The sequence below is a fragment of the Terrabacter aerolatus genome (assembly GCF_007991735.1).
Lineage (GTDB): Bacteria > Actinomycetota > Actinomycetes > Actinomycetales > Dermatophilaceae > Terrabacter > Terrabacter aerolatus.
The window spans coordinates 36,339-62,137 of sequence record NZ_BJYX01000016.1; the positions used below are offsets into that span (position 1 = coordinate 36,339).

Genomic DNA, 25,799 nt, shown 5'->3' on the forward strand with positions numbered 1-25,799 from the left:
CCCGACGCGTCCCGCGGCAGGTCCTCGTCCGTGCCGCCAAGAGGGCCCAGCGAGCGCTGCGTCCCACGCCGCGGCTCTCCGACTGGGCCCCCCGGAGCATGCTCCGGCCTCCGTCGACGCCCGTACTGCGACCCCGCTTTCCGGTCGTCGACTTCCACAACCACCTCGGGCGCTGGCTCACCGCGTCGGATGAGTGGATGGTTGCCGACGTCGATGCGCTCGTGGAGCGGATGGACGAGCTCGGTGTCCAGACGATCGTCAACCTCGACGGACGGTCCGGCGACCTCGACGAGAACCTCGAGAGATACGACCGGCGCCATCCCGGCCGTTTTGTGACCTTCACCCACCTCAACTACCCCCTCCTGCTGGGCGAAGACCACGCTGCGGGCCTACGCATGCTCCGGCGAGCCTTCGACAACGGCGCCGGGGGCGTCAAGGTCTGGAAGGACCTGGGGTTGTCGGTGACCGACGCGAGCCGTGGACGCGTCGCTGTCGATGACCGACGTCTGGAACCGGTCTGGGCGGCCGCCGCGGACGCCGGCCGGCCAGTTCTGATCCATGTTGCCGAGCCGCGGGCGTTCTTCACCCGTCCCGATCGCCACAACGAGAGGGTGGAGGAGCTGCGACGGCACCCACGACTGCAACTCCACAGGTCAGGGACGCCGGACTTCGGGCAGCTGCTCGACGAGTTCCAGCGCGTCCTCGCCGGGTTCCGGGACACGACCTTCGTGGCGGCGCACCTGGCCAACTGGGGCGACGACCTGGCAGCGTGTGCCAGGCTGCTCGACGAGCACCCGAACCTCCACCTCGACACGTCCGCGCGGCTGGCCGAGCTGGGCCGCCAGCCGCGAGCGGCCGCCGCCTTCCTCACCCGGTACGCCGACCGGGTGCTCTTCGGCACCGACGCGTACCCGCCGTCTGCGGCCGAGATGCGGGTCTGGTTCCGCGCCCTGGAGACGGCCGACGAGTACTTCCCGTACACGAGCGGACAGCCCCTCCAAGGGCGCTGGCAGATCTATGGCCTGGAGCTGGACGATGACGTCCTGCGAAGCGTCTACGCGGAGAACGCGCGACGGATCCTGGGCCGGCCGTGAGCGAAGAACGCACACCGCGCTCGGCCCGAGAGCCGGGCCCCACCGTGTCACCTCGCTCACTCGGCCGCGATCTCGTGGTCAGCCTCGGATTCCTCACCTGGGCCGACGCCATCGACCACGAGATGTCCTGGTCGGCGGACCGGATGCTCGAGCGGGCCCTGGTGGACCCGGGCATCGCGCACGTGCTCGTGGCCGACCCCGTGCGGTCCGTCGCCTCTCTGCTGCGCCGGCACCCGATCGGGCGCGCCCAGGAGTTCCCCCGGGGCGCTGGTCGGACTCTCGTCCACCCCCTTCGGCTCAGGCGCCGTGATCCCGTCTCGGTCCGGGCCGCGGTCCGGGGATACGAGCGCCTCGACGCGTGGCTGGCGAAGCGGGCCGCCTCGGCCGGCCTTCGACGACCCGTTCTCGTGACGACACAGCCGATTCACGCGGCGTGCGCGGACCGGGACCGGTGGGCAGACGTCATCTACTACGGCTGGGACGACTGGGCCGCGTTCGAACCGTTCGGTGCGTGGTGGTCGACGATCGAGTGGGCGTACGCCGAGATCGCGCGTCGCGACGTCGCCGTCCTCGCCGTCTCGCAGCGCATCGTGGAGCGAATCGGCGCACCGCGCAGCAGCGTGGTCCCGAACGCCGTCGCGCGCGAGGACGTCGAAGGCGACGGAAGTTCGCCCCCGTGGTTCGCGGACCTACCCGGACCGGTCGCGCTGTACGCGGGAACGCTCGAGGAGCGTGTCGACGTCACCGCGGTGCTCGAGGCGGCTCGCGCCCTGCCGGACTGGACGTTCGTGCTCGTCGGCCACCTCGCGAGCCCCGGGCACTTTGCCGAGGTGGCCGCGCTCCCGAACGTGCATCTGCGGGGGCGTCAGCCACGCAGTGAGGTGCTCGCCATGATGGCCCGGGCAGACGTCTGCCTCGTGCCGCACCGGGACACGCCACTCACCCGGGCGATGAGCCCGCTGAAGATCTTCGAGTACGTGGCGGCGGGTGCGCACGTCGTGGCGACCGACCTGCCACCGATGCGTGGCATCAGTGACCAGTGCCTCCTCGTCGCTCCCGGCGAGGACTGGGCCGGGGCGATCCGCCACGCGGCGTCACGGCCTCGCCCCACCGCGTCCGAACGGGCGGAGTGGATCAGCAAGAACGACTGGGACGCGCGTTACGCCGTGTGGCGTCGTCACGTTCTCCATGACGACGGCATCGCCCGTTCGTAGGAGTCGATCAGCCGCGCCCCGGCCTGAGACCAGGACCAGGAGGGCGCCTCGTCGAGGACGGTCTGTCGCAGCCCCGTGAAGGCCACCACATCCCCCAAGGCGTCCTCCAGGTGCGCAGCCAGCTGCGCCGTCTCGCCGGTGCGATGCACCAGGCCCACACCGCCCGGCGCCCCGCTCGCGTCGGACACGAGCGGCACGACCCCGGACCCGATGGCCTCGTACACGGCGAGCGCACTGCCCTCGGTGAAGCTCGGATGCACGAGGACGTCGGCGCGAGCAAGCACCGACTCGACGTCGGGCCTGTGGCTGGTGTGCTCCACGCGCGGATCGGCGAACAGGGCCGCGAGGCGGTGGCGGACATCCGCGCGGACGTCACCGCAGAGCAGCAGGCGCGCACCTTCCGGCAGACGCGCCGAGGACCACGCCGCGGCCAGCACGTGGATCCCCTTGGCCGGCTCGCACCGGCCGACGAACACTGCGGTGGGCGGATCCAACGGCACCCGGTCGACCGACGGGCGGAAACGCGTCGGGTCGTAGCCGTAGGGGACCACGTCGACACGGACCGGGAACGGAGCCCTCTCGAAGCTGGCACGGGCCGCGGGCGATCCGACGAGCACGAGGTCGACGACAGCGAACTCCTCGTCCTCCAAGGCCACCGAGCGTGGGCTGGGGCGGTGGAAGTGGCCCGCGGGGGGCTGAAGTCCCATCTGCGCCCAGGCTGCCGCGGCTTGATCGATTGCCACCCGTGTGTACGGGCTCGGAGCCTCTCGCACGACGGCGGCTCCCACCGTTCGGGCTGCCAGGGCCGTGTGCAGCACGGCTCGCGGCCAACAGTGCACGACGTCCGGGCGTACCCGCCGGGTCACCCGGGCCGTGAAGCGGTCGTGCCAGTCGTGAGCCCGCTCGATCCCGACCATCCGGGGGCGGACGGGACCCATGGAGGACCAGACGGTGATTCCCGAGTCCGGGGGCAGGCTGCGCGCCACCCGGCTGCAGACGACGGTCACACGGGCACCGGCACCAGCGAGGGAGACCGCTTGGTTCCACGCCGTGGTCCCTATTCCAGGGCCACCGAGCGGGTGCGGGAAGCTCACCAGCACGTGCATGCCATGCCACCCCCTGCCGCTGGCCCTGCGGTCCAGATCCAAGAGCCGCGTTGGGACGATGATGCACGACGTCGGCGGTCTGGACTACCGAATGACGCAAGCGGGTGGCGCCCCCCCGTCATGAGGAGGGCACCACCCGTGGTTTCGACCCCGATCAACGGAGTGCGTCGTGTTTCCGCTCAGCCCTGACCGCAGAGGTTCACCGGCTGGCCGGTGGCCTCGCGGACGTTGCCGTTGCTCGTGAAGGCGGCCGTGCCTCCGGAGTTGGCGCGGTTGTCGCAGAGACCCCAGTGCTCCGCGTCGCCGAACTTGTTGCCGGTCACACGCAGGTTGGTGGCGTCGAGCATGAGCGTGTAACCGGCGCCGTTGAGCCAGTTGTTGGAGACCGTGATGTTACGGTCGCCGCCGTTGGCGTCCTCGAGGTAGATCACCGAGTTGTACATCGGCTTGTACGCGCCGGTGTCGAACGTGTTGCAGTCCACGGTGAGTCCGTCGACACCACGCACCTGCAGCCCGTCGTAGTGAGCGTCGCTCGGCACGTTCGGCGCGTGGATGTAGTTGTGCGACAGCGTGATGTTGGACGCCGGGCCACGGTCAGACGTGACGTGCAGGCCGTCCTCGGGGCTGTTGGAGATGTCGCTGTACTGCACCTTGGTCCCGACGGCGCCCGAGAACGCCATGCCGGTGGCGGTGACGTGGTCGATCGTTGAGTTGCGGCCGGTGACGAGGACCCCGCCGTCGACGCGAACGTTGCGGAGGGTCACGTTGTCGGCACTGATCTCCAGGCCACCGCTGATCGCAACGTTCTGGATCACCTGACCGTCGGTCGAGGCGTTGGTGATCGACGAGGACCCGAGGGAGCCGGAAGCTCCGGTGTTGCCCGTTCCGGGCTTGGCGCAGGAACCGGACGGGGCGGGCGGCGTCGAGGTCGGCGTCGAGGTCTGGGTCGGCGTCGAGGTCTGGGTCGGCGTCGAGGTCTGGGTCGGCGTCGAGGTCTGGGTCGGCGTCGAGGTGTGGGTCGGCGTACCGGTAGGCGTGGGTGTGGAGGAGGCTCCCGCCGGTCCGACCCAGAAGAAGCGACCGTTCTCGACCTTGACGTAGCCGGACCGCACCAGTTCCGCGGTCGCTGCCGAGAGCTCGGACGCCGCCTTGGGCGAGATGCGACTCCGCAGATCGCTTCCCATGGCAAGCAGCGTGTCGGCAGACACTCCGTCCTTGAGTGCCTTGTCGAGCTCGTCCATGGTCTCGGGCGAGACATGACCCTTGAGCGCTGCCTCCAGCTCTGTCGCGCTCTGCTGAGAGATCGCACCCGGTGCGGCCGCCTGGAGGAAGTCGACCGGGTTGCAGGCGGCGGTGGAGACGACGCCACCGGACAGGATCACAAGACCCGTGACGGTGCGAATGGTTCGAGTCCTGGCCACGCGGGCTAGGGCATTGAGGGACATAGGGGAACTCCTTGGAGGGAATCGCACCACGCGGAATGCAGTGCGACAGGGAGGGACTTCCGGTTTTCACGACCCAGCGTCGGCACGGGAGCCGATCGGACAGCCGGACGGCCGAAGGGAACGCGGCGAGTGTCACGTCACTGTCGAGGACTTGGCTTGCCTCGATCAGGCCGAGCGGGCTCAGCACCTTGGCATCGCGGAAGAGATCACAAAAACATCAAGACTGAGCAACAGAATTACAACAACGCTGCGGTGGTCTCGACGGTTCTTTATCATGCGGGCGCTCCCACTCCGGGTCAAGTCGAGCCGGCCCCCCGGAGTCGATCCATGCACCTTTATGTCCGCTTTGTGGGCATCTGAAGACCCGCTATACCGTGATAAATCGGGCACCAAATGTTTGCTGAGAATCTTGGCCCCACCACATCAGAGTGACCTGAGACCTCAAGCGCCACAGGGGGTGAGGGCTCGTCCGCGGGCGTCGACGTTGGCCCGCATCCTCGGCGCCTGACCCCGGGTGAAGGACGCCTTCGCCTCACACAGGCCCCAGTGTGCGTCGTCACCGAACGTGTTGCCGTCGAGGAGGACCCGGTCCCCGTCGAGCATGAGCGCGTAGCCGCCACCGTTGATCCAGTTGTCCGCGATGCGCACGTCCCGGACGCCGCCGTTGGCGTTCTCGAGGTAGATGGCCGCGTTGTACTGCGGTTTCCAGACCCCGAGGTCGTAGGTCGAACAGCTGATGACCAGGCGCTCGGCACCCCTCACCTGCGTGCCGTCGTAGTGCGCGTCGTAGGGAACGTCTGGCGCATGGACGTAGTTGTAGGCCAGTACGACATCCGAGACGGGTCCGCGATCAGAGGTGACGTGTATGCCGTCCTCGGCGCTGTCGCGGATCTGCGCGTACGAGACCGACACCTTGGAGGCGCCTGATATCGCGATTCCCCTGGCCGACACGTGCGTGAGAGTGGCCCGACGCCCCAACACGAGGACGTTGCCGGCGATGGAGACGTTGTCGACCACGACATCGTCACCTTCCACGGTCAGACCGCCCGACACCATCGCATTCTCGAGGTGCTGGCCGTCCGATAGGACGATGTTGGAGCCGGCCGGCTCCAGGGTCCCGGTCGCGCCGGTGTTGCTCGGCCCGGGCTTGAGGGCGCAGGGTCGCGGCGCTCCCTTTTCCGTGGTGGAGATCGGGGCCGAGCCAATGACCGGGGCACTGACAGGGGCGCTGCAGGCCGCTGCCGCGGTCACCACGAGAGTCAGCACGAGAGTCAGCACGAGAAGAGTACGCCCACACACGTTCGCCACCCCAGAACCTCCTCGGACCCCCCGCGGCCAGTCAACCCGGCTCGCCCGACGAGCATGTCACGTCGCGTCCGGCTCCGGAGTCGATCAGCGTGGGGCGTGGAAACGCTGCTGCGCGTCGAGGAGCCCCACGTCGATGAGCGCCTCCACGGCGTCGGCGCCCTCGTCGACGAGGAACGGCAGCACCTCGGTGCGCTCGGCCTTCGAGAAGTCCTTGAGCACGAAGTCGGCAGGGTCCTGGCGACCGGGCGGACGGCCGATGCCGAGGCGGACGCGGAGGTAGTCACGCGTGCCGATGGAGCGGGAGACCGAGCGCAGGCCGTTGTGGCCACCCTCGCCGCCGCCCAGCTTGAGCCGGACGAGCCCCGCGTCGATGTCGAGCTCGTCGTGGAGCACGATGACGCGCTCGGCCGGCACGTCGTAGTACTTCGAGAGGCCGGCGACGGCCGATCCCGACTCGTTCATGAACAGGGACGGCACCGCGAGGACGACCTTGGGACCGCCCACGCGCAGGCGCGCCTCGGCGACCCGGGCGCGGGCGGCCTTGTGCGCCTTGAGGGTCGCTCGGCCCCCGACGGCGCGGCCCGCGAGCTCGTCGACCGTCATCGCGCCGACGTTGTGCCGGTTGCCGGCGTAGCCGGGTCCGGGGTTGCCGAGCCCGACGACGAGCCAGGTGTCCATGGTGTCCTCGTGGTTGCGAGTGGGTGCGCGTGGTCGCGTCCGGCGGGTCGGGAGCAGTCCGACCCGATCGGGTCAGGGTGCGGGCACGGGCCCCGCCGAGCCGGAGCTCGGACGGGACCCGTGGACGCGTGTCGTGCGTGTCGGGGCGCTGGGTGCGCCGCGAAGGGAGGCTCAGGCCTCGTCGCCCTCGGCCTTGTCCTCGTCGCCCTCGGCGTTCTCGCCCTCGGCGGCCTCGGCGGCCTCCTCGTCGGACTCCTCGCGCTCGATGCCGGCCTCGGCCTCGGCGAGCTCGGCCTCGAGGGCCTCGGCGGAGATGGCCTGCGTCACGTTGACGACGAGGGCCTCCGGGTCGGTGACGAGCGTCGCGCCCTCGGGCAGCTCGACGGCGCCGGCGAGGATCTGCGTGCCGGCCTCGAGGCCCTCGACGGAGACGACGACGTTCTCGGGGATGCTCGTGGCCGGGGCCTCGACCTGGAGCGAGTTGTGGTCGAGCGTGACGACGGTCTCGGGAGCGGCCTCGCCCTCGAGGTGCACGGCGACGTCGACGGTGACCTTCTCGCCCTTGCGGACGACGACGAGGTCGACGTGGTCGATGACCGGCTTGATGGCGTCGCGCTGGACGTCCTTGGCGAGGGCGAGCTGCTCCTTGCCGTCGATGACGATGGTGAGCAGGGCGTTGGCCTGCTTGAGGGCCATCATCGTGTCGTGGCCGGGCAGCGAGATGTGCACGGGCTCGGTGCCGTGGCCGTACATGACGGCGGGGATGTTGCCGGCGCGGCGGATCTTGCGCGCGGCGCCCTTGCCGAAGTCGGTGCGCTTCTCGGCGACGAGCTTGGTGTTGTCGGACACGGGGGTCTCCTGGGTATCTCGGATGAGGCGATCTCTGGGTGGTCGGCCTCGACGCGGGACGACGCGCGGTGATCGGCAGTGACGGAGCAGGTCGGTCGTGTGGTCCGCACGCAGAGGCGAACCCGACCATGGAGCTCCACGTCAGGCCACCGCGTCGATCACGGACCTCGTCACGCCCTGCCGTGGCAGCCGTGCACCGTCCCTCGCCGAGGCAACTGCTCGATCTTACGGGACGCCGGCCCCGGGCACGAAATCCCGTTCCACCGCCGCGGTCACGGTGCCGGGCAGGGCTGGCTGAGCGGCCCGCCCTCGCCCGTCGCCCGGGGGCCCCGTGCCTCGTCGGCCCGCACGGCCACGAGGCCGGCGACGATGAGCACCCCACCGAGCAGCTGGACCGTCGTGGGCAGCTCGGCGAGCACGAGCCACGCGAAGAGCACGGCGAAGAGGACCTCGGTGAGCGCCACGAACGAGGCGACCTTCGCGCCGAGCAGGCGCACGGCGGCGATGCCCGTGACGTAGGCGAAGGCGGCGGCCACCAGCGCGATGACGAGCACGGGCACCCACCAGTCGACGACGACCCCACCGAGCGGGACGCGGGACGCCCCACGGCTCATGTCGAGCACCCCCACGAGCCCGGCCAGCCCGAGGGACAGCGCGCCGACGGCGAGACCGCCACCCGCGAGCGCGAGCGGCGGCACGTCGTCGTCGACGTGGTCGGCCAGCAGGAAGTAGAGAACGAGGCACACGGCGGCGCCGAGCCCCCAGAGCCCCCCGACCGGGCTGACGTGCGCGCCGCCGAGGACGTCGAGGACGAGGAGCAGGCCCGCCACGGCCAGGGCCACACCCGCGACCGTGAGGCGACGTGGTGTCTGGCGGTGGCGCAGCCAGAGCCAGCCGACGATGAGGACGGGCGCGAGGTACTCGAGCAGCAGCGCGACCCCGACGGAGAGGTGCGTCACGGCGTTGAAATAGGCGAGCTGGCAGCCCGCGACGCCGGTGAGGCCGTAGCCGACGACGACCCAGGCGTTGCGCCGCAGGGCCGCCCAGCGACCGCGCAGCGACCAGAGCGCCGGACCGAGCAGGACGAGCGCGGCGAGGGTGATCCGCATCGTCACGACGGCACCGGGAGACCAGCCACCGACGAGCAGGGACTTGCCGAAGGCTCCCGACGTGGCGAACGCGGCGGCCGACACGAGGGCCACGCCGAGCCCGACGAGGGGGTGACGGGCCCCGCGGGAGCTGGGCGCCGCCACGCCCGCTCCACCCGCCGAGGCCGGCGCGACCGTTGCCGGTGTGCCGACCTCGACCTGATCCGTCATGTCCGTCCTCACTGCTCCCGCATGGTCGGCCCCACCCCGTCGACCGGGCGTCCGGGATCCGACCGTCATCACCGAAACCGATTACAGTCCTGACAGTAGCGATCGCCACTGTCAGGAGTCAACGTGCTTTTCACCCATGACACCGATCTGGCCCTGACGGCCGCCGCCGCACTCGTCAACACGATGCCCGGCTCGGTGCCCGGCGACGACGCCCCCGACCGGCTCACGACGGTCGCCGAGCTCGAGGACCTCTACCGCGACCAAGGGTGGACGGGGCGGTTCGACCGCGACGCCGCCGAGCTCGAGGCGGTCCGCGCCCTGCGTCCCCGGCTGCGCGGCTTCTGGGAGCACGACGAGGCCGCGGTCGTGGGTCTCGTCAACGAGCTGCTGACCGAGGCCCGCGCCCTCCCGCAGCTCGTCGACCACGACGGCATCGGCTGGCACGTCCACGCAACCCCCGCGGGCGCGCCGCTCCCCCGGCGCATGGCCGTCGAGGCCGCCATCGCCGTCGTCGACGTCGTGCGCACCGGTGAGCTGGCCCGGCTGCGCGTCTGCGAGGCCGCCGACTGCGACGACGTCGTCGTCGACCTCTCCCGCAACCGATCGCGCCGCTTCTGCGAGGGCGGTTGCGCAGCCCGCGCCCACACGGCCGCCTACCGCGCCCGCCGCGCCGCGCACGCCTGAGGACCCCACCACGAGCGGAGGGCGTATGCCGTGGGCCCACGGCATACGCCCTCGTCGTGCGCGCGGCCGGATCAGGCCTTGCCGTCGAAGAGGCTCGTCACGGAGCCGTCCTCGAAGACCTCCCTGATCGCCATCGAGACGAGTGGCGCGATGGAGAGGACCTCGAGCTTGTCGAAGCGGCGGTCGTCGGGGATCGGGAGCGTGTTGGTGACGATGACCTCCTCGACCTTGCAGGCCTTGAGTCGGTCGACGGCCGGGCCCGAGAGGATCGCGTGCGTGGCGGCGATGATGACGCTCGCCGCGCCCTGGTCCATGAGCGCGTCGGCGGCCTTGGTGATGGTGCCGGCGGTGTCGATCATGTCGTCGACGAGCACGCAGGTGCGGCCCTTGATCTCACCGACGACGCGGTTGGCGACGACCTCGTTGGGCCGGTTGATGTCGCGCGTCTTGTGGATGAAGGCCAGCGGGGCGCCGCCGAGGCGCGAGCTCCAGTCCTCGGCGACCTTGATGCGGCCGGCGTCGGGCGAGACGACGGCGAGGTCGAGGTGGCCGTACTTCTTGCCGACGTAGTCGGCGAGGATCGGCATGGCCATGAGGTGGTCGACCGGACCGTCGAAGAAGCCCTGGATCTGGGCCGTGTGCAGGTCGATCGCCATGAGCCGGTCGGCGCCGGCCGTCTTGAAGAGGTCGGCCATGAGCCGGGCCGAGATCGGCTCGCGACCGCGGTGCTTCTTGTCCTGGCGGGCGTAGCCGTAGAAGGGCAGCACGACGGTGATGCGCTTGGCCGAGGCCCGCTTGAGCGCGTCGATCATGATGAGCTGCTCCATGATCCACTCGTTGATCGGAGCGGTGTGGCTCTGGATGACGAAGGCGTCGGAGCCGCGGACGGACTCCTCGTAGCGCACGTAGATCTCACCGTTGGCGAAGTCGTAGGCCGACGTGGGCACGAGGTCGGTGCCGAGCGCCGCGGAAACCTCTTGGGCGAGCTGCGGGTGCGCCCGGCCGGAGAAGACCATGAGGTGCTTCTCGGTCGTCTTGTTGATGCCGCTCATCGTCGGGCGTCCTTCGTGTCGGTGGTGGGCTGGTCGTTCTCGACCGCAGCCCCCGCGACGGCCGGGAGCTCGGCATCGGTCTCCGCGGCGGACTCGGACGACAGCACTGCGGCGGCCTCGGTCGCGGTGCCGGGACGGCGCCTCGCCACCCAGCCCTCGACGTTGCGCTGCGGGGCTCTGCTGATCCCGAGCTCTCCAGCCCCGATGTCACGGGTCACGGCGGATCCGGCTGCTACGTAAGCACCGTCAGCGATCGTCACCGGCGCGACGAGCACCGAGTCGCTGCCCACGAAACTGTGCGCGCCGACCGTGGTGTGCGACTTGGCGACGCCGTCGTAGTTGGCGAAGATCGTGCCGGCACCGATGTTCGCGCCTGCGCCGATCGTCGCGTCACCGCAATAGGTCAGGTGTGGGACTTTCGCACCCTCGCCGATGACGGCGTTCTTCGTCTCGACGAAGCCGCCGATCTTCCCCCGTGCCCCGAGCCTGGTGCCCGGACGGAGGTAGGAGAAGGGGCCGACGGAGGCGCCCACGCCGACTACGGCGAGCGTGGCCTGGGTCCGCACCACGGACGCCGAGTCGCCCACCTCGCAGTCGGTCAGCGTCGTGTCCGGGCCGATGACACAGTCCGAGCCGATCGTCGTCGCACCGTGCAGCTGCGTGTTCGGGTGAACCACCGTGTCAGGTCCGATCGTGACGTCGGCGTCGATCCAGGTCGCGGCCGGATCGATGACGATGGCACCGTCACGCATGGCCTGCTCGACGGTCCTGCGGTTGTGCTCGACGCCGAGGCGGGCGAGCTGCACCTTGTCGTTGACGCCCTCGGTCTGCCAGACGTCGTCGACGAGATCCGCACGGACACCGAGTCCCTGGCGCCGCGCGATGGCCACGACATCGGTGAGGTACATCTCGCCCTGTGCGTTGTCGCTCTCGACCTGGTCGATCGCTTCCCTGAGGAACTCGGCGTCGAAGGCGTATATCCCGCTGTTGACCTCGGTGATCGATCGCTGCTCGGGCGTCGCGTCCTTCTGCTCGACAATGGCCTCGACGACGCCGTCCGCCCCCCGGATGATCCGTCCGTAGCCGGTGGGGTCGGCGAGGGCCGCCGTGATCATCGTGATGGCGTCGCCACCCTCGACATGCATCGCGGTCAGCTCGAGAATGGTCTCCGACGCGAGCAGCGGCACGTCTCCGTAGGTGACGACGACGGTGCCCGTGAGCCCTTCGGGCAGCGCCTGCAGTGCGCAGGCCACGGCACGCCCGGTTCCCTTGACCTCGTCCTGATCGACGATGATGACGTCCTCGTCGAGCGCCGAGACATGCTCGGCGACACGCTCGCGCTGATGCCGCACGACGACCGCGAGGCGTTCCGGAGAGGCCCCACGCGCGGCGCGGATCGCGTGACCGACGAGGCTCCGACCACCGATCGTGTGCAGCACCTTCGGGGTCGTGGACTTCATGCGTGTGCCCTCACCGGCGGCAAGGACGATCACGGCGGTCGGCCGCGGATCGCTCACGGGCGCAGCTCCTTATGGATCGGGTGCCTCGGGTGGAAATGTCCCGAGCGGCTCGCTCGTCACGCGCCGGCAGTCACTCTACTCGCGAGCCCTTCGGCCGCACCGACGCCCGGAAGTCGACGAGTGACGTCCTTCACACGCGCCTCTAGGCGTCGTGGACCCCATGGTGATTGCCGACAACCATCGCCGATGACCCTGCACGGGACATGGCTCCCCGGGCAGGAGTCGAACCTGCGTCGCTTGTCCTGATTCAAAGTCAGGCGGGCCCTACCGGCAGACCAACCGGGGAACGTCCCAGCGCCGTCAGCATTCGGGACGTGCACAGGGTAGTGCAGGGTCACCCGGATCGGGGCGGCGCGCCCCACAGCGCCCCCTCACACGGGACGGCCTCGTCCTGACCGCCCTGCGGACCGGTCAGGACGAGGCCGTCCGGCTGACGGTGTACTCGCTCTGCATCGGAAACATCCCGCCGTGGTACCGGTGGTCGAGCACCTGGAAGCCGTGGGTGCGGAGCTGATCGTCCAGCCACTCGGTGCTGTAGCGGACGACGTGCAGGGGGACGATGAGATCGAAGGGCACGTAATCCTCGGGATTGAACGTCACCTCCGGGCAGTCATCCTCCACGTACGCGGTGAAGAACACCTTCCCGCCTGGACGGATCACCCGAGCGAACTCCGAGATGTAGCGTGCGACGTGGGCCGGGATGGCATTCGTGAACACTCCCCAGCAGTAGACGACGTCGATGCTCGCATCGGGCACGGGAAGCACGACCTCGGCACCGTCCACCGCCCCTTGCGGGTTGTAGAGCTCGCTCGCGATGTCGATGTGGCGGAAGCGGTACGACGGGTGCTCGCTCTCTAGGTGGGATACGCACCACTCGTAGAACTCGCGATTCGGTTCGATCCCGAGGTAGTCGACGTCGTCTCCGAACTCGATGAGCATTCCCGTGACGAGTCGACCGAGGCCACTACCGACGTCGAGGACGGCGGTGCCGGGCAGGTGACCCAACTGCGCACTCAGCCTCGTTGCCTCGACGACCGCGGACTGAACGTAGAAGTCGTCCAGGAGGAACACCGTCCCGCACAGATGATCTCGTAGACGTCGCGGCGGCATCCGTTGACCCCAGTGGACCGCTTCGGCGGGGCTCTCCCACTCGACCGCATTCGCCATGGCGGCCAGCTTGCGCGACGCCCGGGCCATGAGGGCACCCGCCCCACGGCGCAGTGACAGCCGGGCTGCGGTGTCGTTCTGCTGCATCGTCGCCATGTCCCCCATTCACCGGGCCCCCCAAGCCGCCCCCGCGGGTGGTGCCTGTCGAAAACGCTGGTCTTCAGCACGTGCCGATCACGCTACCCCGTTTGTCGTGCGACCGGACCGAGATCCGCGCGCATCGGCGACCGCGCTGCAGGCCGGGCCGACGAAGCGAACAACGAGCGGTCGGCTCGTGGTCCGATCCACTTCCGTCCGGGTCGGGGGATGCAGCCGACGTGGGCGCACTTCGAGGCGGGCCACCTCGCCGTCACGTAGCCACCCGTCGTCGCGGACGTGGTCGACGCCTGCTCGTCCCAGACCCTCGGCCCTGCACAATGGTGCCGTGACCGCCGACCGAGCCGACCGTTCCCGCCCGCGCTCCCGAATGACCGGACCGGAGCGACGCGAGCAGCTCATCGCCGTCGGCCGCAAGCTCTTCGCCGACAAGGGCTTCGAGGCCACGACCGTCGAGGAGGTGGCCGCCAAGGCCAACGTCTCCAAGCCGGTCGTCTACGAGCACTTCGGCGGCAAGGAGGGCCTCTACGCCGTCGTCGTCGACCGCGAGATCCAGGCCCTCATGGGCGGCATCAGCGCAGCCCTCGAGGAGCCCGAGGGTGCACGGGTCCTGCTCGAGCGGGCCACCCTTGCGCTCCTCGACTACATCGAGAACGACCCGGCGGGCTTCCGCATCCTCGTGCGCGACTCCCCGCCGGGGCAGTCGACGGGGTCGTTCGCAAGCGTGCTCGGCGACGTCGCCGTGCAGGTCGAGCACCTGCTCGGCGCCGAGTTCAAGCAGCGGGGCCTCGACCCGAAGTCCGCGCCGATCCACGCCCAGATGCTCGTCGGGATGGTGGCGCTGACCGGACAGTGGTGGCTCGACCGCCGTAAGTTCAAGAAGGACCAGGTGGCCGCTCACCTCGTCAACCTCGCCTGGAACGGCCTGTCGGGACTCGACCGGGCACCCCGGCTCGTCACCGTCCCCCACCGCTGACCCACCGGCCGAGCGCCTCCCGGCCGTGCCGGCCACTCCCCTCGTGACGGACGGACGGAACAGCCACTCGATCAGCGCCCCAGTCCGTCGCGCTGCGACGCGTACGGCGTCGCCAGCTGGGCGGTCAGTTGGCTCGTCGGGTGGGTCGGCAAGTCTCGGTCCAGGTTCGACCCCACGCGTCGGTGACGCGCACGAGGACCGCATGGGGACCGTCCGTGCCGGACTGGTCGAGCAGCACCTGACCGCGGCCTCCGGAGCACTGCACCGACCAAGCCCCCGCCTGCCCGCACGACCAGCTGGAGTTGCGCACGGTCAGGGCGCCAGAGCCGGACGCGTTGCTGACGCGCACCGTGAGCGAGCCGGCCACGCGACTGCGCACGCTCACCGACAGTCGCGCCGGGTCGCCCGCTGACACGAGTAGCACCGCCACCGCGGGTGCGCCGCCCCCCGGAGGCGGAGGCGGGGGTACCTGCGTCGTCGGGGGCGGAGCCGGGCTGGTGGGAGAAGGGGACGGCGATCCACCTGCCGGCACCGGGCCCGTCGACGGCCGGGTCGGGGTCGAGGTGCTCGAGCCGCCTCCCGGGCTCACGCTGGGACCCCCCGGCGGCCTTCCGGGCGAGGCCGTGCCGGCGACCCCGGGGCCTGCAGACCTGCCCACCGAAGCCGACGCCGCGGACGGCATCTCCGTCAGATCGGGCGCCGGATGGGTGGCCGTCGCACTCACCCTCCGGAGGGGGTCGTGAGTGGGTGAGGGCGCCCCGGTCGACGGGTCCGCCGTTCGGGACGACGCGGACGTCGGGCCGGACGCCGGGTTCGGCCGGTTCGCGCCCGGCACCGCAGACGAGGTGACGGAGAGTGATGGCACCGACGCCGCGGACGGGACGGCGCCAGAAGTGGCCGGGAACGCGAGGGCGCCCGCCACCGCTGCCGTAACGGCGAGACCAGCGACCAGGGCCGTCACCTGGCTGGCGACCTCCGCGACGACCCCGACACCTGACGCACCTGACGCACCCGACGCACCCGACGCACCCGACGCACCCGACGCGGCCGGGCCGGCCGGGCCGGCCGGGCCGGCCGGCGGAGCGTTCGAGGTCACCGCGGCTCCCCCGGACAACCCGGCGAACGCGGCGACGCCGACGAAGCCCGGCGTGCCGAGACCCGCCGCGAGCACCAGGGGCACGAGCAGGGCCGGGAAGCCCTCGTGGAGCAGGCGCAGGTCGTCGGCGATGGCCGCCGCGTGGGGACAGCCGGCCACGTGCGCCTCGGCCCGCTCGGTCTGGCGCTTCGGCAGGCGTCCTCGCACGAGGGCGCCGAGATGGTTGACCGTCCAGCGGCACTCGTCGGAGTCGGCGCCCGCGAGCCCGCGCTGGGCGCGGGCGTCGAGGTAGAGCGCCCGCAGCGACTCGCGCGCCCGCATCGCGCGGACGCTGACGGCGTTGGCGGTCATCCCGAGGGCGGGCGCGACTGCGCGCGGCGCCGCGCCCTCGACGGTGGTGTGCCACAGGACCCGCTGGTCCCGCTCGGAGAGGCCGGCGAAGGCCTGTCGCACCAGTGCGACCCCCTCCTCGTCCGCGGCGATGATCGCAAGGTGGTCCTCGTGCGGTGCAGCGAGCGCCTCGAGGTCGTCGGCCTCGGCGGGCACGACGCGCAGGTCACGGCGCCCCTGGTCGATGGCGACGGTGCGCACGGCGGACAGGAAGTAGGCGCGGAAGTTCTCGACGGGCCCTCGTCCTTCGCGGATGAGGCCGAGCACGCGGGCGGCGGCCTCGGCGACGACGTCCTCGGGAGCCGAGCGCCCCCGGTGACGCCCGGCGACGGCATACGCAGCAGGCAGGTGACGACGCCACAGCTCGCCAAACGCCTCGGCGGAGCCCTCCCGGGTGCGCAGGAGGAGGTGGGCGTCAGGGGACGAGGCCCACGCCTCGCTCGACCACAAGGTCGCGTCTGCCGACAACCCTTCGCCCTTCCACTGGCCCCGGTACGGGCCAGTCTGCCAAGCCGGGCGGCCGGCGTCGAGTCGAAGCGCGGCGCCCGCACCATCGGGACGAACCGGACGCGGCACAGTCCATCCCGAGCCGTGGGCACGAGCAGGTGGGCAGGTTCCGTCCTTCCGAATGGTCCCCTCCACGAAACCACGCGGAAGGACGAAACCTGGCGGCACCACCGAAGACAACCGAAGAGGTCACTCCCTCCCCTGACCAAGCGGGAGACCCCTGCGGTGGCGTCATCTGTATGACGTGCCAGGGCCCATTTCATGACACAGTTCTGCGAAATGGGGCGAAATGCCAGAAATTGGCGGAGTTTTTTTGCTGGCACGGGTCTCCCGGCGTCAACCAGACCCGCCCGTGACCGCCCTCAGAACACCTGTTGACCGCTCCGGTCAGACCTCTCGGCCATGATGGGCCGGTGACGAAGCGCTGGCTGTTCGCCGACCAGCTCGGCCCCCACTTCGACGTGGGCCGCGACGGCGTGCTGCTCGTCGAGAGCCGTCGGGCCTTGACCCAGCGTCCCTTCCACCGCCAGAAGCTGCACCTCGTCCTGTCGGCGCTGCGCCACCGGGCGGCCGAGCTCGGCGACTCCGCCGTGCTGCTGCGCACCGACACCTACACCGAGGCGCTACGCGAGCTCGGCGAGCCCGTCCGGGTCCACGAGCCGACGTCGTATGCCGCCGAGCGCCTCGTGCAACGGCTGCTCGAGTCCGGCATCGTCGAGTCGGTCGACCCGACACCGGGGTACAGCCTGGCCCGCACCGAGTTCGCCCGGTGGGCCGGCGACCGCCGGCAGCTGCGGATGGAGGACTTCTACCGCTTCCAGCGCCAGCGGCTCGACCTCCTCGTCGAGGGCGACCGCCCGGTCGGGGGACGGTGGTCGTTCGACGAGGACAACCGCGAGCCGCCGCCGCGGGGCGTCGACCACCTCGACGTGCCGCCGCCCTACCGACCGCGCGAGGACGACATCGATGCCGAGGTGCGCGACGACCTCGACCGGTGGACCCGCGACGGGGTCATCTCCCCCGTCGGCGACGACGGGCCACGGGTCTTCGCCGTGACGCGCCGCGAGGCACTCGCCGCGCTGGACCGCTTCGTGACGCACCGGCTCGGGGCTTTCGGACCCCACGAGGACGCGATGCTCCGCGGCGACTGGGCCATGGCGCACAGCCTCCTGTCGGTGCCGCTCAACCTCGGTCTGCTCGACCCGGTCGAGGTCGTCGACCGGGCGGCGCAGGCCTACCACGACGGCGACGTCCCCCTCGCGTCGGTCGAGGGCTTCGTCCGCCAGGTCATCGGCTGGCGCGAGTACGTCTGGCACCTCTACTGGCACTTCGGACCCACCTACCGTCGGCGCAACGCCCTGCAGGCGCGCACCCCGCTGCCGGACTGGTTCGACCACCTCGACGCCGACGCCGTCGAGGCCGCGTGCCTGCACGACGCGCTGGAGGGGGTGCGCGACCGCGGCTGGGTGCACCACATCCCACGGCTCATGGTGCTCGGCAACTGGGCCGCCCAGCGTGGCTATGACCCCGACGCCCTGACCGAGTGGTTCCAGTCGCGGTTCGTCGACGGCTACGACTGGGTCATGCCGGCCAACGTCGTCGGGATGAGCCAGCACGCCGACGGCGGGGCCATGGCGACCAAGCCGTACGTCTCGGGCGGGGCCTACCTCAACCGGATGAGCGACCACTGCGGCGGCTGCCGCTACGACCCGAAGAAGCGGGTCGGTGACGACGCCTGCCCCTTCACCGCGGGCTACTGGGCCTACCTCGACCGCAACGCCGGGCGGCTCGAGGGCAACCACCGGATGGCTCGGCCGCTCCAGCAGCGCCACCGTCTCGCCGACCTCGCCCAGGTCGTCGAGCAGGAGCGCCAGCGCGGCGACGCGCCACCCTGACCGACCCGTCAGCCGGGGGTGCGCGCGACGGCGAAGGTGCGGGTGAAGGGGAAGAGCACCCCGAACGACCTGCGGGGGTATGCCGTGTCGAGCTCCCGCTCGTAGTCCGCGACGAACCGCTCCTGCTCGTCGGCGTCGAGCACGCCCAGCACCGGGCGCAGGCCCGTGCCGCGGACCCACTCGAGCACCGGGTGCGGGGCGTCGACCTCGGCCGGGAGGACGTGCTGGTAGGTCGTCTGCCACACGTCGACCTCCGGGGCGAGGCCGAGCAGCAGGGCCGCGTAGGTCTCCGGGTGGGCGACGGCACGCGCGCGGTCGAGGCCGGGCTGCAGGTCGGCGGCGCGGGGGTGCCGCGCCGCCACCTCACGCATGAGCCGGTGCGACGGCGCGTCGAAGTTGGAGGGCACCTGCATCGCGAAGCTCCCGCCCGGCGCCAGGCTCTGGACCCACGTCGGGATGAGGCGCAGGTGGCCGGGCACCCACTGCAGGGTGGCGTTCGTGACGAGGACGTCGACGGGCGCACCGCACTCGGTGGGGTCCCAGTCCTCCGCGCTCGATTCGACCCACTCGACGCGACCGGCGGTGTCCTGGGCACGGGCCCGCTCGAGCATCTCGGGGGAGCTGTCGACCCCGACGACTCGCGCTCCGGGCCAGCGCTCGGCGAGACCCAGGGTCAGCTCACCCGGACCGCAGCCGAGGTCGACGACGAGCGTCGGGGCGGTCGCGTCGACGCGGGCGACGAGGTCGGCGAAGGGCCGACCGCGGTGTCCGGAGAACACGGCATACTGCCTCGGGTCCCAGGCGGCGTCCGTCGCGCGGGAGCCTGCCACCGGGTCCCCCGGGGCGGTGTCGCTCGCGGCACCGTCGGGTGGGATGGGTCGGTCGGGTGAGAGTGTCATGGCGTCCTCGGTTTCTTTCGATGTCAAGACTCTTGACGGCGACTAGGGTTGGGGCATGAGCGCCGACCGCAGGCCCGCCGACGACGTCGACGAGATCGTCGCGGCCTGGCGGCGGGAGCGACCGGACCTCGACGTCTCGCCGCTCGAGGTCCTCTCCCGGGTCTCGCGACTGGCGCGCCGGCTCGACCTGGCGCGTGGGTCGGCCTTCTCCGAGCACCTGCTCGACGGGTGGGCCTTCGACGTGCTCTCGGCCCTGCGCCGGGCGGGAGAGCCGTACGAGCTCTCGCCGGGGCAGCTCGTGCAGCAGACGCTCGTGACGTCGGGCACGATGACGAACCGCGTCGACCGCCTCGAGCGCAGTGGCTTCGTGGGGCGCCACCCCGACCCGGGCGACCGTCGTGGGGTGCTCGTGCGCCTCACCCCGGCCGGACGCGACGTCGTCGACTCGGCGATGGCCGACCTCATCGAGCAGGAGAAGTCGCTCCTGTCCGAGCTCTCGGCCGCCGACCGCGCGCAGCTGGCCGACCTGCTGCGCCGCATGCTCGCACCCCTGGAGACGCGGGAGACGCGGGAGACGCGCGAGACGCGCGAGACCCGATAGGTCGCCAGAGGCCCTGCACCTGGACGACGACCCGGCTCGATCACGACGCGGCCTGCTGGAACTCCAGCCGGTTGCCGACGGGGTCCGCGGTGTGGAAGCGGCGCAACCCGGGGATGGAGTCGTCCCACACGACGGCGGCGCCCGACGCCTCGACGACCCGTGCCAGCGCCTCGACGTCGGCGACGGCCACGCCCGGGTGCGCCTTGCGGGCGGGGGTGAAACCGTCCTCGATCCCGACGTGGATCTCGGCCGCTCCAGCCCGGAACCACGCACCGCCGCGGGCGCGGAGGCGCTCGGGTTTGGCCACCTCGGTCATGCCGAGCACCCCGACGTAGAAGGCGCGCATGGCGTCCTCACACCCGGCAGGACCGGACACCTGGACGTGGTGCAAGGTCATCTCCATGCAGCGAAAGTATCTTGATATCAAGATACTTTCAAGACCCCCACCCCGGCAACACACCGAGCAGCGGGCAACCCGCCGGCGCTGGAGCACGGTGGGTTGCAACGTGCTCGGTGTGTTGCGGGAGATGGGCCCAGGCGCGGGTCAGCCGACGACCTCGGCGGCCTCCAGCCACTCGAGCTCGAGCTCCTCGCGCTCGGTGACGACGGCCTGCAGCTTCGCGTTGAGGTCGGCCAGGGCGGCGGGGTCGGTGGCCTTCTCCGCCATGTCTCCGTGCAGGCGCTCCTCGCGGTCCTGCAGGCGCGAGAGCTGCTTCTCGACCCGGGCCATGACCTTGCGCGCCTCACGGACCTCGGCGGGGCTCGCCGTCGTCGTGGAGGCGACCGCGCCACCGGACCCGCCTGCACCACCACTCGAGGTCGGGGCCGATGTCGATGCCGATGCCGACGCGATGCGCGCGGTCTGGCTCGCGATGTCGGCCGCCCGGAGCCGGAGGTACTCCTCCACGCCGCCGGGCAGCTCGCGCACCTTGCCGTCGCCGAGGAGCGCCAGCTGCTTGTCGGCCACGCGCTCGAGCAGGTAGCGGTCGTGCGAGACGACGACGAGCGTGCCAGCCCAGCCGTCGAGGACGTCCTCGAGCGAGGTCAGGGTCTCGATGTCGAGGTCGTTGGTCGGCTCGTCGAGGATGAGGACGTTGGGCTCGGTGAGCAGCAGGCGGGTCAGCTGGAGTCGGCGTCGCTCGCCCCCGCTGAGATCGCCGACGCGCGACTGCTGTCGGCCGCCGGGGAAGCCGAGCCGCGTCGCGAGCTGGCTCGCACTGATCTCCTTGTCGCCCAGGGTCGTCCACTGCTTGACGTCCTCGATGGCCTCGATGACGCGCCACTGCTCGAAGCGCTCGAGCTCGCGGACCTCCTGGGTCAGGTGCGCGATGGCGACGGTCTTGCCGATCTTGCGCCTGCCGCCGGCGAGCGGGATCTCGCCCGTCAGGGCGCGCAGCAGCGTCGACTTGCCGGCACCGTTGACGCCGACGATGCCGATCCGCTCCCCCGGCGCCAGCCGCCAGGTCACGTGGTCGAGCAGGCGCCGCTCGTGGGGCGGCTCCCCCACCGACACGGTCACGTCCTCGAGGTCGAGCACGTCCTTGCCGAGGCGACGGCTCGCGAACGACGCGAGCTCGACGCTGTTGCGAGGGTCCGGCTCGTCGGCGATGAGGGCGTTCGCGGCGTCGATGCGGAACTTCGGCTTGCTCGTGCGCGCCGGAGCGCCGCGGCGCAGCCAGGCGAGCTCCTTGCGCATGAGGTTGGAGCGACGGTCGGCGATGACGCCGGCCATGCGGTCGCGCTCGGCCTTGGCGAGGACGTATGCCGCGTAGCCGCCCTCGAAGGCGCTGACCTTGCCGCTCTCGACCTCCCACGTCAGGGTCGCGTAGGCGTCGAGGAACCACCGGTCGTGGGTGATGGCGACCGTCGCGTTGCCGGGGCGCGGGCGCTTCGTCGCTAGGTGGTCGGCGAGCCAGGCGACGCCCTCGACGTCGAGGTGGTTGGTCGGCTCGTCGAGCAGGAGCAGCTCAGGGTCGGAGACGAGCAGCCGGGCGAGCGCGAGGCGGCGGCGCTCACCGCCGGACTTCGGGCCGACGCGGCTGTCGAGGCCGCCGACGTTCTCGGCCCCGATGCCGCCGAGCAGGCCGGTCAGGACGTCGCGGATGCGGGGGTCGCCGGCCCAGACGTGCTCGGGCAGGTCACCGAGCACGGCCTCACGGATCGTCCACTCGGGGTCGAGGGCGTCCTCCTGGCTCAGCATGCCGATGCGGATGCCGTCGGCGCCGCCCTGCTTGGTGATGCGACCGGAGTCGGCCTCCTGGAGTCCGGCCATGACTCGCAGCAGGGTGGACTTGCCGCCACCGTTGACGCCGACGACGCCGATGCGGTCGCCGGTGAGGACGCCGAGGCTGACGTCGTCGAGGACGTGGGAGGTGCCGAAGACGAGCGAGACGCGCTCGAGGGAGATCAGGTTTGCCATCGCTGCCTGACACTACGGCCTGCGCCAGCACGCACCGAATCGCGCTCAGCGGGCCCGAGCCCGCTCAGCGACGCCGGACCGGCTCACGAGGGCCGCAGCACTCGGGCGTCGGTGAGCCGCCCCCACGGCTCGTGGCCCGAGGACGGGGTCGGACGGGACGCACCGGCCCGGGGCGTCAGTCCCCGCGCGGGGACTGCACGACGTGGGCGCCGTGGACCGGGCCCTTGGCCCGGCGCAGGTCGCGACAGAGGTCGGAGGCCGCGAGCGACACCGACAGGTCGAGGCTGGCCTCGTGGCTCTCGGTGAGGAACGCGACCGTCGGGCCGGATCCCGACACGATCCCGCCCAGGGCGCCGAACTCGACGCCGGCGTCACGCAGCTCGCGCAGCTGGGGGCGCAGCGAGAAGGCGGCCGGCTCGAGGTCGTTGTGCAGGGCCGCGCCGAGCAGGGCCGGGTCACCCGAGCGGAGCGCCGCCATGAGCTCGGAGCTGACGTGCGGCTCGGGGACGTCGACCCCCTCGCGTTCGCGCAGGCGGTCGCACTCGGCATACACCTCGGGGGTCGACAGGCCCGTGTCGCTGATCGCGAAGACCCAGTGGAACGTGCCCCGGGCGAGGACCGGCGCGAGCTGCTCACCGCGCCCCGAGCCCATCGCGTTGCCGCCGGCCAGGATGAAGGGCACGTCGCTGCCCAGCGTGGCGGCGAGCTCGGCGAGCTCGTCGCGGTCGAGGCCGAGGCCCCACAGCTGGTCGCACGCGACGAGGGTCGCGGCGGCATCGGCCGAGCCGCCCGCCATGCCGCCGGCCACGGGGATGTCCTTGTCGATGCGGATCGACAGGCGCTCGTCGACCGACCAGCGGTCGGCGACGAGGCGCGCGGCGCGGACGGCGAGGTTGTCACCGTCGGTCGGGATGCGGTCGGCGTAGGCGCCTGCGGCGACGACCTGCCAGTCGTCCCAGCGCGCCACGGAGACCTCGTCGTGCAGGGACACCGCCTGGTAGACGGTCGCGAGCGCGTGGAAGCCGTCGGGCCTGCGCGGTCCCACCCGCAGCTCGAGGTTGACCTTGGCCGGGACCCGCACGGTCACCGCGCCGGGCAGAGTCGGAGCGACAGTCATGCGCCCACCCTAGGCGCCGGTCGGTCCGCGTCAGGACGTATGGCCCCGACGGCGGACCCGGGGCTTCGCCTCGGCGGCGCCGGACGGACGCGCCTCGGCGATCCGGGCGAAGGTCGTGATGTCGAGCTGCTCGCCCCGGGTGCGCGGGTCGACCCCCGCGGCGACGAGCGCCTGCTCGGCGGCGTCCGCGGAGCCGGCCCACGACGCGAGCGCCCCGCGGAGTGCCTTGCGCCGCTGGAGGAACGCCGCGTCGATGCAGCGGAAGACCTCCTCGCGGGTCGCCGTCGTCGTGGGGGGCTTGCGGCGGCGGAACGACACGAGTCCCGAGTCGACGTTGGGCGCCGGCCAGAAGACGTTGCGCCCGACGCGGCCGGCGAGCTCGACGTCGGCGTACCAGGCCGCCTTGAGGCTCGGGACGCCGTAGATCTTGCTGCCGGGCCTGGCCGCGAGGCGCTCGGCGACCTCGAGCTGCACCATGACGAGGACCCGCTCGAGCGTCGGGAAGTGCTGGAGGAAGGAGAGCACGACCGGCACCGAGATGTTGTAGGGCAGGTTGGCGACGAGGGCCGTCGGGTCGGGACCCGGCAGCTTGGTGACGGTCAGGGCGTCGGCCGCGACGAGTCGCAGCTTGTCGACGTTCTCCGGCTGGAGCGAGCGGACGGTCTCCTCGAGCGCCCCGGCCAGTCGCGGGTCCACCTCGACGGCGGTGACGTGCTTGACGACGGGCAGCAGCGCGAGCGTCAGCGAGCCGAGGCCGGGTCCGACCTCGACGACGACGTCGCGCGGTCCCACCCCGGCGACCCGGACGATCTTGCGCACCGTGTTGGCGTCGACGACGAAGTTCTGGCCCCACTGCTTCGTCGGTCGCACGTCGAGCCGCTCGGCGAGCTCGCGCACCTGCGCCGCCCCGAGGAGCGCGGCGTCCGCGACGTCGGGCGCGGCGTCCTTCTTCGTCATGCGCCCACCCTATGGCGCCCGCGGCGTCCCGACCGAGGGCGTATGCCGTCCGGCCGGCCGGGTGCCCCGAACGCGCGGAAGCCCCCGACCAGGTGGTCGGGGGCTTCTCGCGTGTCGAGGCCTGGCGTCAGGTCAGGCCTTGCACTGCCACTGCGACGTGCCGTTGTCGGCGTAGACGCGGTTGGCGACGGTGATCTGCTGCTCTCGCGAGGCGAGGTCGGCGCGCGGCGCGAAGTCGCCGCCACCGTAGGCGAGCCACGTGGAGGTCAGGAACTGCAGACCGCCGTAGTAGCCGTTGCCGGTGTTGATGTGCCAGTTGCCGGTCGACTCGCACTGGGCGATCGAGTCCCACATCGACGCACGGGCCAGGTTGAGCCCGGCGCCGGACGTCGAGCGCGTGGCCGTCGTCGTCGAGGTGGTGCTGGGGGCGGCGGCGGGGCGGGCCTTGGTCCCGACGAGCAGGACGCGGTCGACCGGAGCCTTGACGACCTTGGAGGAGATCTCCTTGGTGGAGATGACCTTGCCGTCGACGACCATGGAGCGGACGGTCACGGTGCGCTCACCGGCGACGCCGGCCTGCGCGACCTTCGTCTGGTCGCTGTAGAGGTCGCCCGTCTTCTGCTGCGTCGTGCCGAAGGGGATCGCCCGGGTGACGTCCTGGTCCTTGGTCTGGACGCGCTGGATCGCGACCTTGAGGCCGGACGTCAGCGGCGTGGTGACCGGGGGGTTGACCTTGTCGTCCTTGCCGACGCGCACGCCGAGCTGGGTCAGGGCCTCGCCGACGCTCGCGGCGGCGATGGTCTTCGTCGTCGTCTTGCCGTCGACGGTGACCGTGACGGCCTTGGGCGTCACGACGGTCAGGGCGAGGCCCTGGCGACCGATCGTCTGAGAACGCGAGACCGAGAGGCGGGCGCCGTCGCCGCGCAGACCGAGCGCGAGCAGCGCCCCGTCGACCGTGGTCTCGGTCGTGCGCAGCTGCCGGGTCTTGCCGTCGACCGTGAGCGTGAGCGTCCGGGCGTACTTGACGATGATCGTCTGCCCGTCGCTGATGGAGGAGTCCGCCGAGGGCACGACGACGTCACCGGGCTTGGTGGTGATGCCCTGGCTGTCGAGGACGTCGGCGACCGTGCTGCCGAAGACGTGTGCGGTGCTCGCCGTGCCGTCGACCGAGAGGTTGACGGACTTGTCGAGCTGGGCCGCGCCGACGGCGCCACCGGTGAGGACGACAGCCGCGCCGGCGGCCGCCAGGATCTTGGCGTTGCGAGAAATCAAAACACTCCGAACGTCGAACTACCCGGGTGCAACGCGCTCTCGATCCGTCCTCCTCACGTCGTCGGGAGGAGGTCGATGCGGGGTGGCAACCGGCCAACAGTCGTCCACAGTGACCGATCGACGACGGCAAGGTCAAAT

At 71.3% G+C, this 25,799-nt stretch carries 22 protein-coding genes and 1 tRNA gene; 6 read left to right on the forward strand and 17 right to left on the reverse strand.

What is annotated here, in order from left to right:
- Nucleotides 1-197 precede the first annotated feature (197 nt).
- Nucleotides 198-1,094, forward strand: a complete 897-nt coding sequence (locus tag TAE01_RS14400) for an amidohydrolase family protein (RefSeq protein ID WP_246111369.1) — start codon at nt 198-200, stop codon at nt 1,092-1,094.
- The gene (locus TAE01_RS14405) at nt 1,091-2,308 is read left to right on the forward strand and encodes a glycosyltransferase (RefSeq protein WP_147067511.1); all 1,218 of its coding nucleotides are present in this window, start codon (nt 1,091-1,093) and stop codon (nt 2,306-2,308) included. The genes TAE01_RS14400 and TAE01_RS14405 overlap by 4 nt, the downstream gene beginning before the upstream one ends.
- On the opposite strand, the gene TAE01_RS14410 is transcribed toward TAE01_RS14405, so the two are convergent.
- The 6 genes from TAE01_RS14410 to TAE01_RS14435 all read right to left on the reverse strand — a co-directional run bounded on the left by TAE01_RS14410 (nt 2,272) and on the right by TAE01_RS14435 (nt 9,013).
- Nucleotides 2,272-3,414 carry a glycosyltransferase family 4 protein gene (locus TAE01_RS14410; protein ID WP_147067512.1) on the reverse strand — a complete coding sequence of 381 codons (1,143 nt, stop codon included), beginning with the start codon at nt 3,412-3,414 and terminating at the stop codon, nt 2,272-2,274. The genes TAE01_RS14405 and TAE01_RS14410 overlap by 37 nt on opposite strands.
- A 179-nt stretch (nt 3,415-3,593) precedes the next feature.
- Nucleotides 3,594-4,859, reverse strand: a complete 1,266-nt coding sequence (locus TAE01_RS14415; RefSeq protein ID WP_147067513.1) for a right-handed parallel beta-helix repeat-containing protein — start codon at nt 4,857-4,859, stop codon at nt 3,594-3,596.
- 441 nt (nt 4,860-5,300) lie between these two features.
- Nucleotides 5,301-5,876 (reverse strand): right-handed parallel beta-helix repeat-containing protein, encoded by a 576-nt coding sequence (locus tag TAE01_RS14420; RefSeq protein WP_147067514.1) that lies wholly within the window; start codon nt 5,874-5,876, stop codon nt 5,301-5,303.
- A 375-nt stretch (nt 5,877-6,251) separates the two neighbouring features.
- Nucleotides 6,252-6,845, reverse strand: coding sequence for an aminoacyl-tRNA hydrolase (gene pth / locus TAE01_RS14425; protein WP_147067515.1), 594 nt, complete (start codon nt 6,843-6,845; stop codon nt 6,252-6,254).
- A gap of 171 nt (nt 6,846-7,016) precedes the next feature.
- Nucleotides 7,017-7,694 (reverse strand): 50S ribosomal protein L25/general stress protein Ctc, encoded by a 678-nt coding sequence (locus TAE01_RS14430; protein ID WP_147067516.1) that lies wholly within the window; start codon nt 7,692-7,694, stop codon nt 7,017-7,019.
- Between the two features lie 272 nt (nt 7,695-7,966).
- A complete protein-coding gene (locus TAE01_RS14435) occupies nt 7,967-9,013 on the reverse strand; it encodes an EamA family transporter (RefSeq protein WP_147067517.1) in 1,047 nt (348 codons plus the stop codon).
- 123 nt (nt 9,014-9,136) lie between these two features.
- Here TAE01_RS14435 and TAE01_RS14440 point away from each other — a divergent pair, with 123 nt between their 5' ends.
- Nucleotides 9,137-9,697 carry a CGNR zinc finger domain-containing protein gene (locus TAE01_RS14440; protein WP_147067518.1) on the forward strand — a complete coding sequence of 187 codons (561 nt, stop codon included), beginning with the start codon at nt 9,137-9,139 and terminating at the stop codon, nt 9,695-9,697.
- Nucleotides 9,698-9,768: 71 nt separating this feature from the next.
- Here TAE01_RS14440 and TAE01_RS14445 read toward each other — a convergent pair whose 3' ends face one another.
- The 4 genes from TAE01_RS14445 to TAE01_RS14460 all read right to left on the reverse strand — a co-directional run bounded on the left by TAE01_RS14445 (nt 9,769) and on the right by TAE01_RS14460 (nt 13,532).
- Nucleotides 9,769-10,749: a ribose-phosphate diphosphokinase gene (locus TAE01_RS14445; protein ID WP_147067519.1), complete on the reverse strand. Its 981-nt coding sequence runs from the start codon at nt 10,747-10,749 to the stop codon at nt 9,769-9,771.
- A complete protein-coding gene (gene glmU / locus TAE01_RS14450; RefSeq protein ID WP_147067520.1) occupies nt 10,746-12,266 on the reverse strand; it encodes a bifunctional UDP-N-acetylglucosamine diphosphorylase/glucosamine-1-phosphate N-acetyltransferase GlmU in 1,521 nt (506 codons plus the stop codon). Before glmU ends, TAE01_RS14445 begins: the two co-directional genes overlap by 4 nt.
- A 207-nt stretch (nt 12,267-12,473) precedes the next feature.
- Nucleotides 12,474-12,555, reverse strand: a tRNA-Gln gene (locus TAE01_RS14455).
- A 125-nt stretch (nt 12,556-12,680) separates the two neighbouring features.
- Nucleotides 12,681-13,532, reverse strand: coding sequence for a class I SAM-dependent methyltransferase (locus TAE01_RS14460; RefSeq protein ID WP_186815218.1), 852 nt, complete (start codon nt 13,530-13,532; stop codon nt 12,681-12,683).
- Between the two features lie 370 nt (nt 13,533-13,902).
- Here TAE01_RS14460 and TAE01_RS14465 point away from each other — a divergent pair, with 370 nt between their 5' ends.
- On the forward strand, nt 13,903-14,508 hold the full coding sequence (locus TAE01_RS14465; protein WP_147067575.1) for a TetR/AcrR family transcriptional regulator: 606 nt from the start codon (nt 13,903-13,905) through the stop codon (nt 14,506-14,508).
- Nucleotides 14,509-14,632: 124 nt separating this feature from the next.
- Here the strand turns inward: TAE01_RS14465 and TAE01_RS14470 are convergent, their stop codons facing one another.
- Nucleotides 14,633-16,462 (reverse strand): sigma-70 family RNA polymerase sigma factor, encoded by a 1,830-nt coding sequence (locus TAE01_RS14470; protein ID WP_186815219.1) that lies wholly within the window; start codon nt 16,460-16,462, stop codon nt 14,633-14,635.
- A gap of 452 nt (nt 16,463-16,914) precedes the next feature.
- Here TAE01_RS14470 and TAE01_RS14475 point away from each other — a divergent pair, with 452 nt between their 5' ends.
- Nucleotides 16,915-18,396: a cryptochrome/photolyase family protein gene (locus tag TAE01_RS14475; protein WP_147067523.1), complete on the forward strand. Its 1,482-nt coding sequence runs from the start codon at nt 16,915-16,917 to the stop codon at nt 18,394-18,396.
- Nucleotides 18,397-18,404: 8 nt separating this feature from the next.
- Here TAE01_RS14475 and TAE01_RS14480 read toward each other — a convergent pair whose 3' ends face one another.
- Nucleotides 18,405-19,295 (reverse strand): methyltransferase domain-containing protein, encoded by an 891-nt coding sequence (locus TAE01_RS14480; RefSeq protein ID WP_147067524.1) that lies wholly within the window; start codon nt 19,293-19,295, stop codon nt 18,405-18,407.
- Between the two features lie 55 nt (nt 19,296-19,350).
- Between TAE01_RS14480 and TAE01_RS14485 the strand changes: the two genes are divergently transcribed.
- Entirely contained in the window at nt 19,351-19,896 is a 546-nt protein-coding gene (locus TAE01_RS14485) for a MarR family winged helix-turn-helix transcriptional regulator (RefSeq protein WP_147067525.1), read from the forward strand.
- A gap of 40 nt (nt 19,897-19,936) precedes the next feature.
- On the opposite strand, the gene TAE01_RS14490 is transcribed toward TAE01_RS14485, so the two are convergent.
- The 5 genes from TAE01_RS14490 to TAE01_RS21110 form a co-directional block, all read right to left on the reverse strand.
- Nucleotides 19,937-20,299 (reverse strand): VOC family protein, encoded by a 363-nt coding sequence (locus TAE01_RS14490; protein WP_147067526.1) that lies wholly within the window; start codon nt 20,297-20,299, stop codon nt 19,937-19,939.
- Between the two features lie 141 nt (nt 20,300-20,440).
- Complete coding sequence (locus tag TAE01_RS14495) at nt 20,441-22,315, reverse strand: ABC-F family ATP-binding cassette domain-containing protein (RefSeq protein ID WP_147067527.1); 1,875 nt, start codon at nt 22,313-22,315, stop codon at nt 20,441-20,443.
- A 175-nt stretch (nt 22,316-22,490) separates the two neighbouring features.
- The gene (locus TAE01_RS14500; RefSeq protein WP_147067528.1) at nt 22,491-23,432 is read right to left on the reverse strand and encodes a 4-(cytidine 5'-diphospho)-2-C-methyl-D-erythritol kinase; all 942 of its coding nucleotides are present in this window, start codon (nt 23,430-23,432) and stop codon (nt 22,491-22,493) included.
- A 30-nt stretch (nt 23,433-23,462) separates the two neighbouring features.
- Nucleotides 23,463-24,389, reverse strand: coding sequence for a 16S rRNA (adenine(1518)-N(6)/adenine(1519)-N(6))-dimethyltransferase RsmA (gene rsmA, locus TAE01_RS14505; RefSeq protein ID WP_147067529.1), 927 nt, complete (start codon nt 24,387-24,389; stop codon nt 23,463-23,465).
- 132 nt (nt 24,390-24,521) lie between these two features.
- A complete protein-coding gene (locus TAE01_RS21110) occupies nt 24,522-25,661 on the reverse strand; it encodes a resuscitation-promoting factor (protein WP_147067530.1) in 1,140 nt (379 codons plus the stop codon).
- Nucleotides 25,662-25,799: the final 138 nt, after the last annotated feature.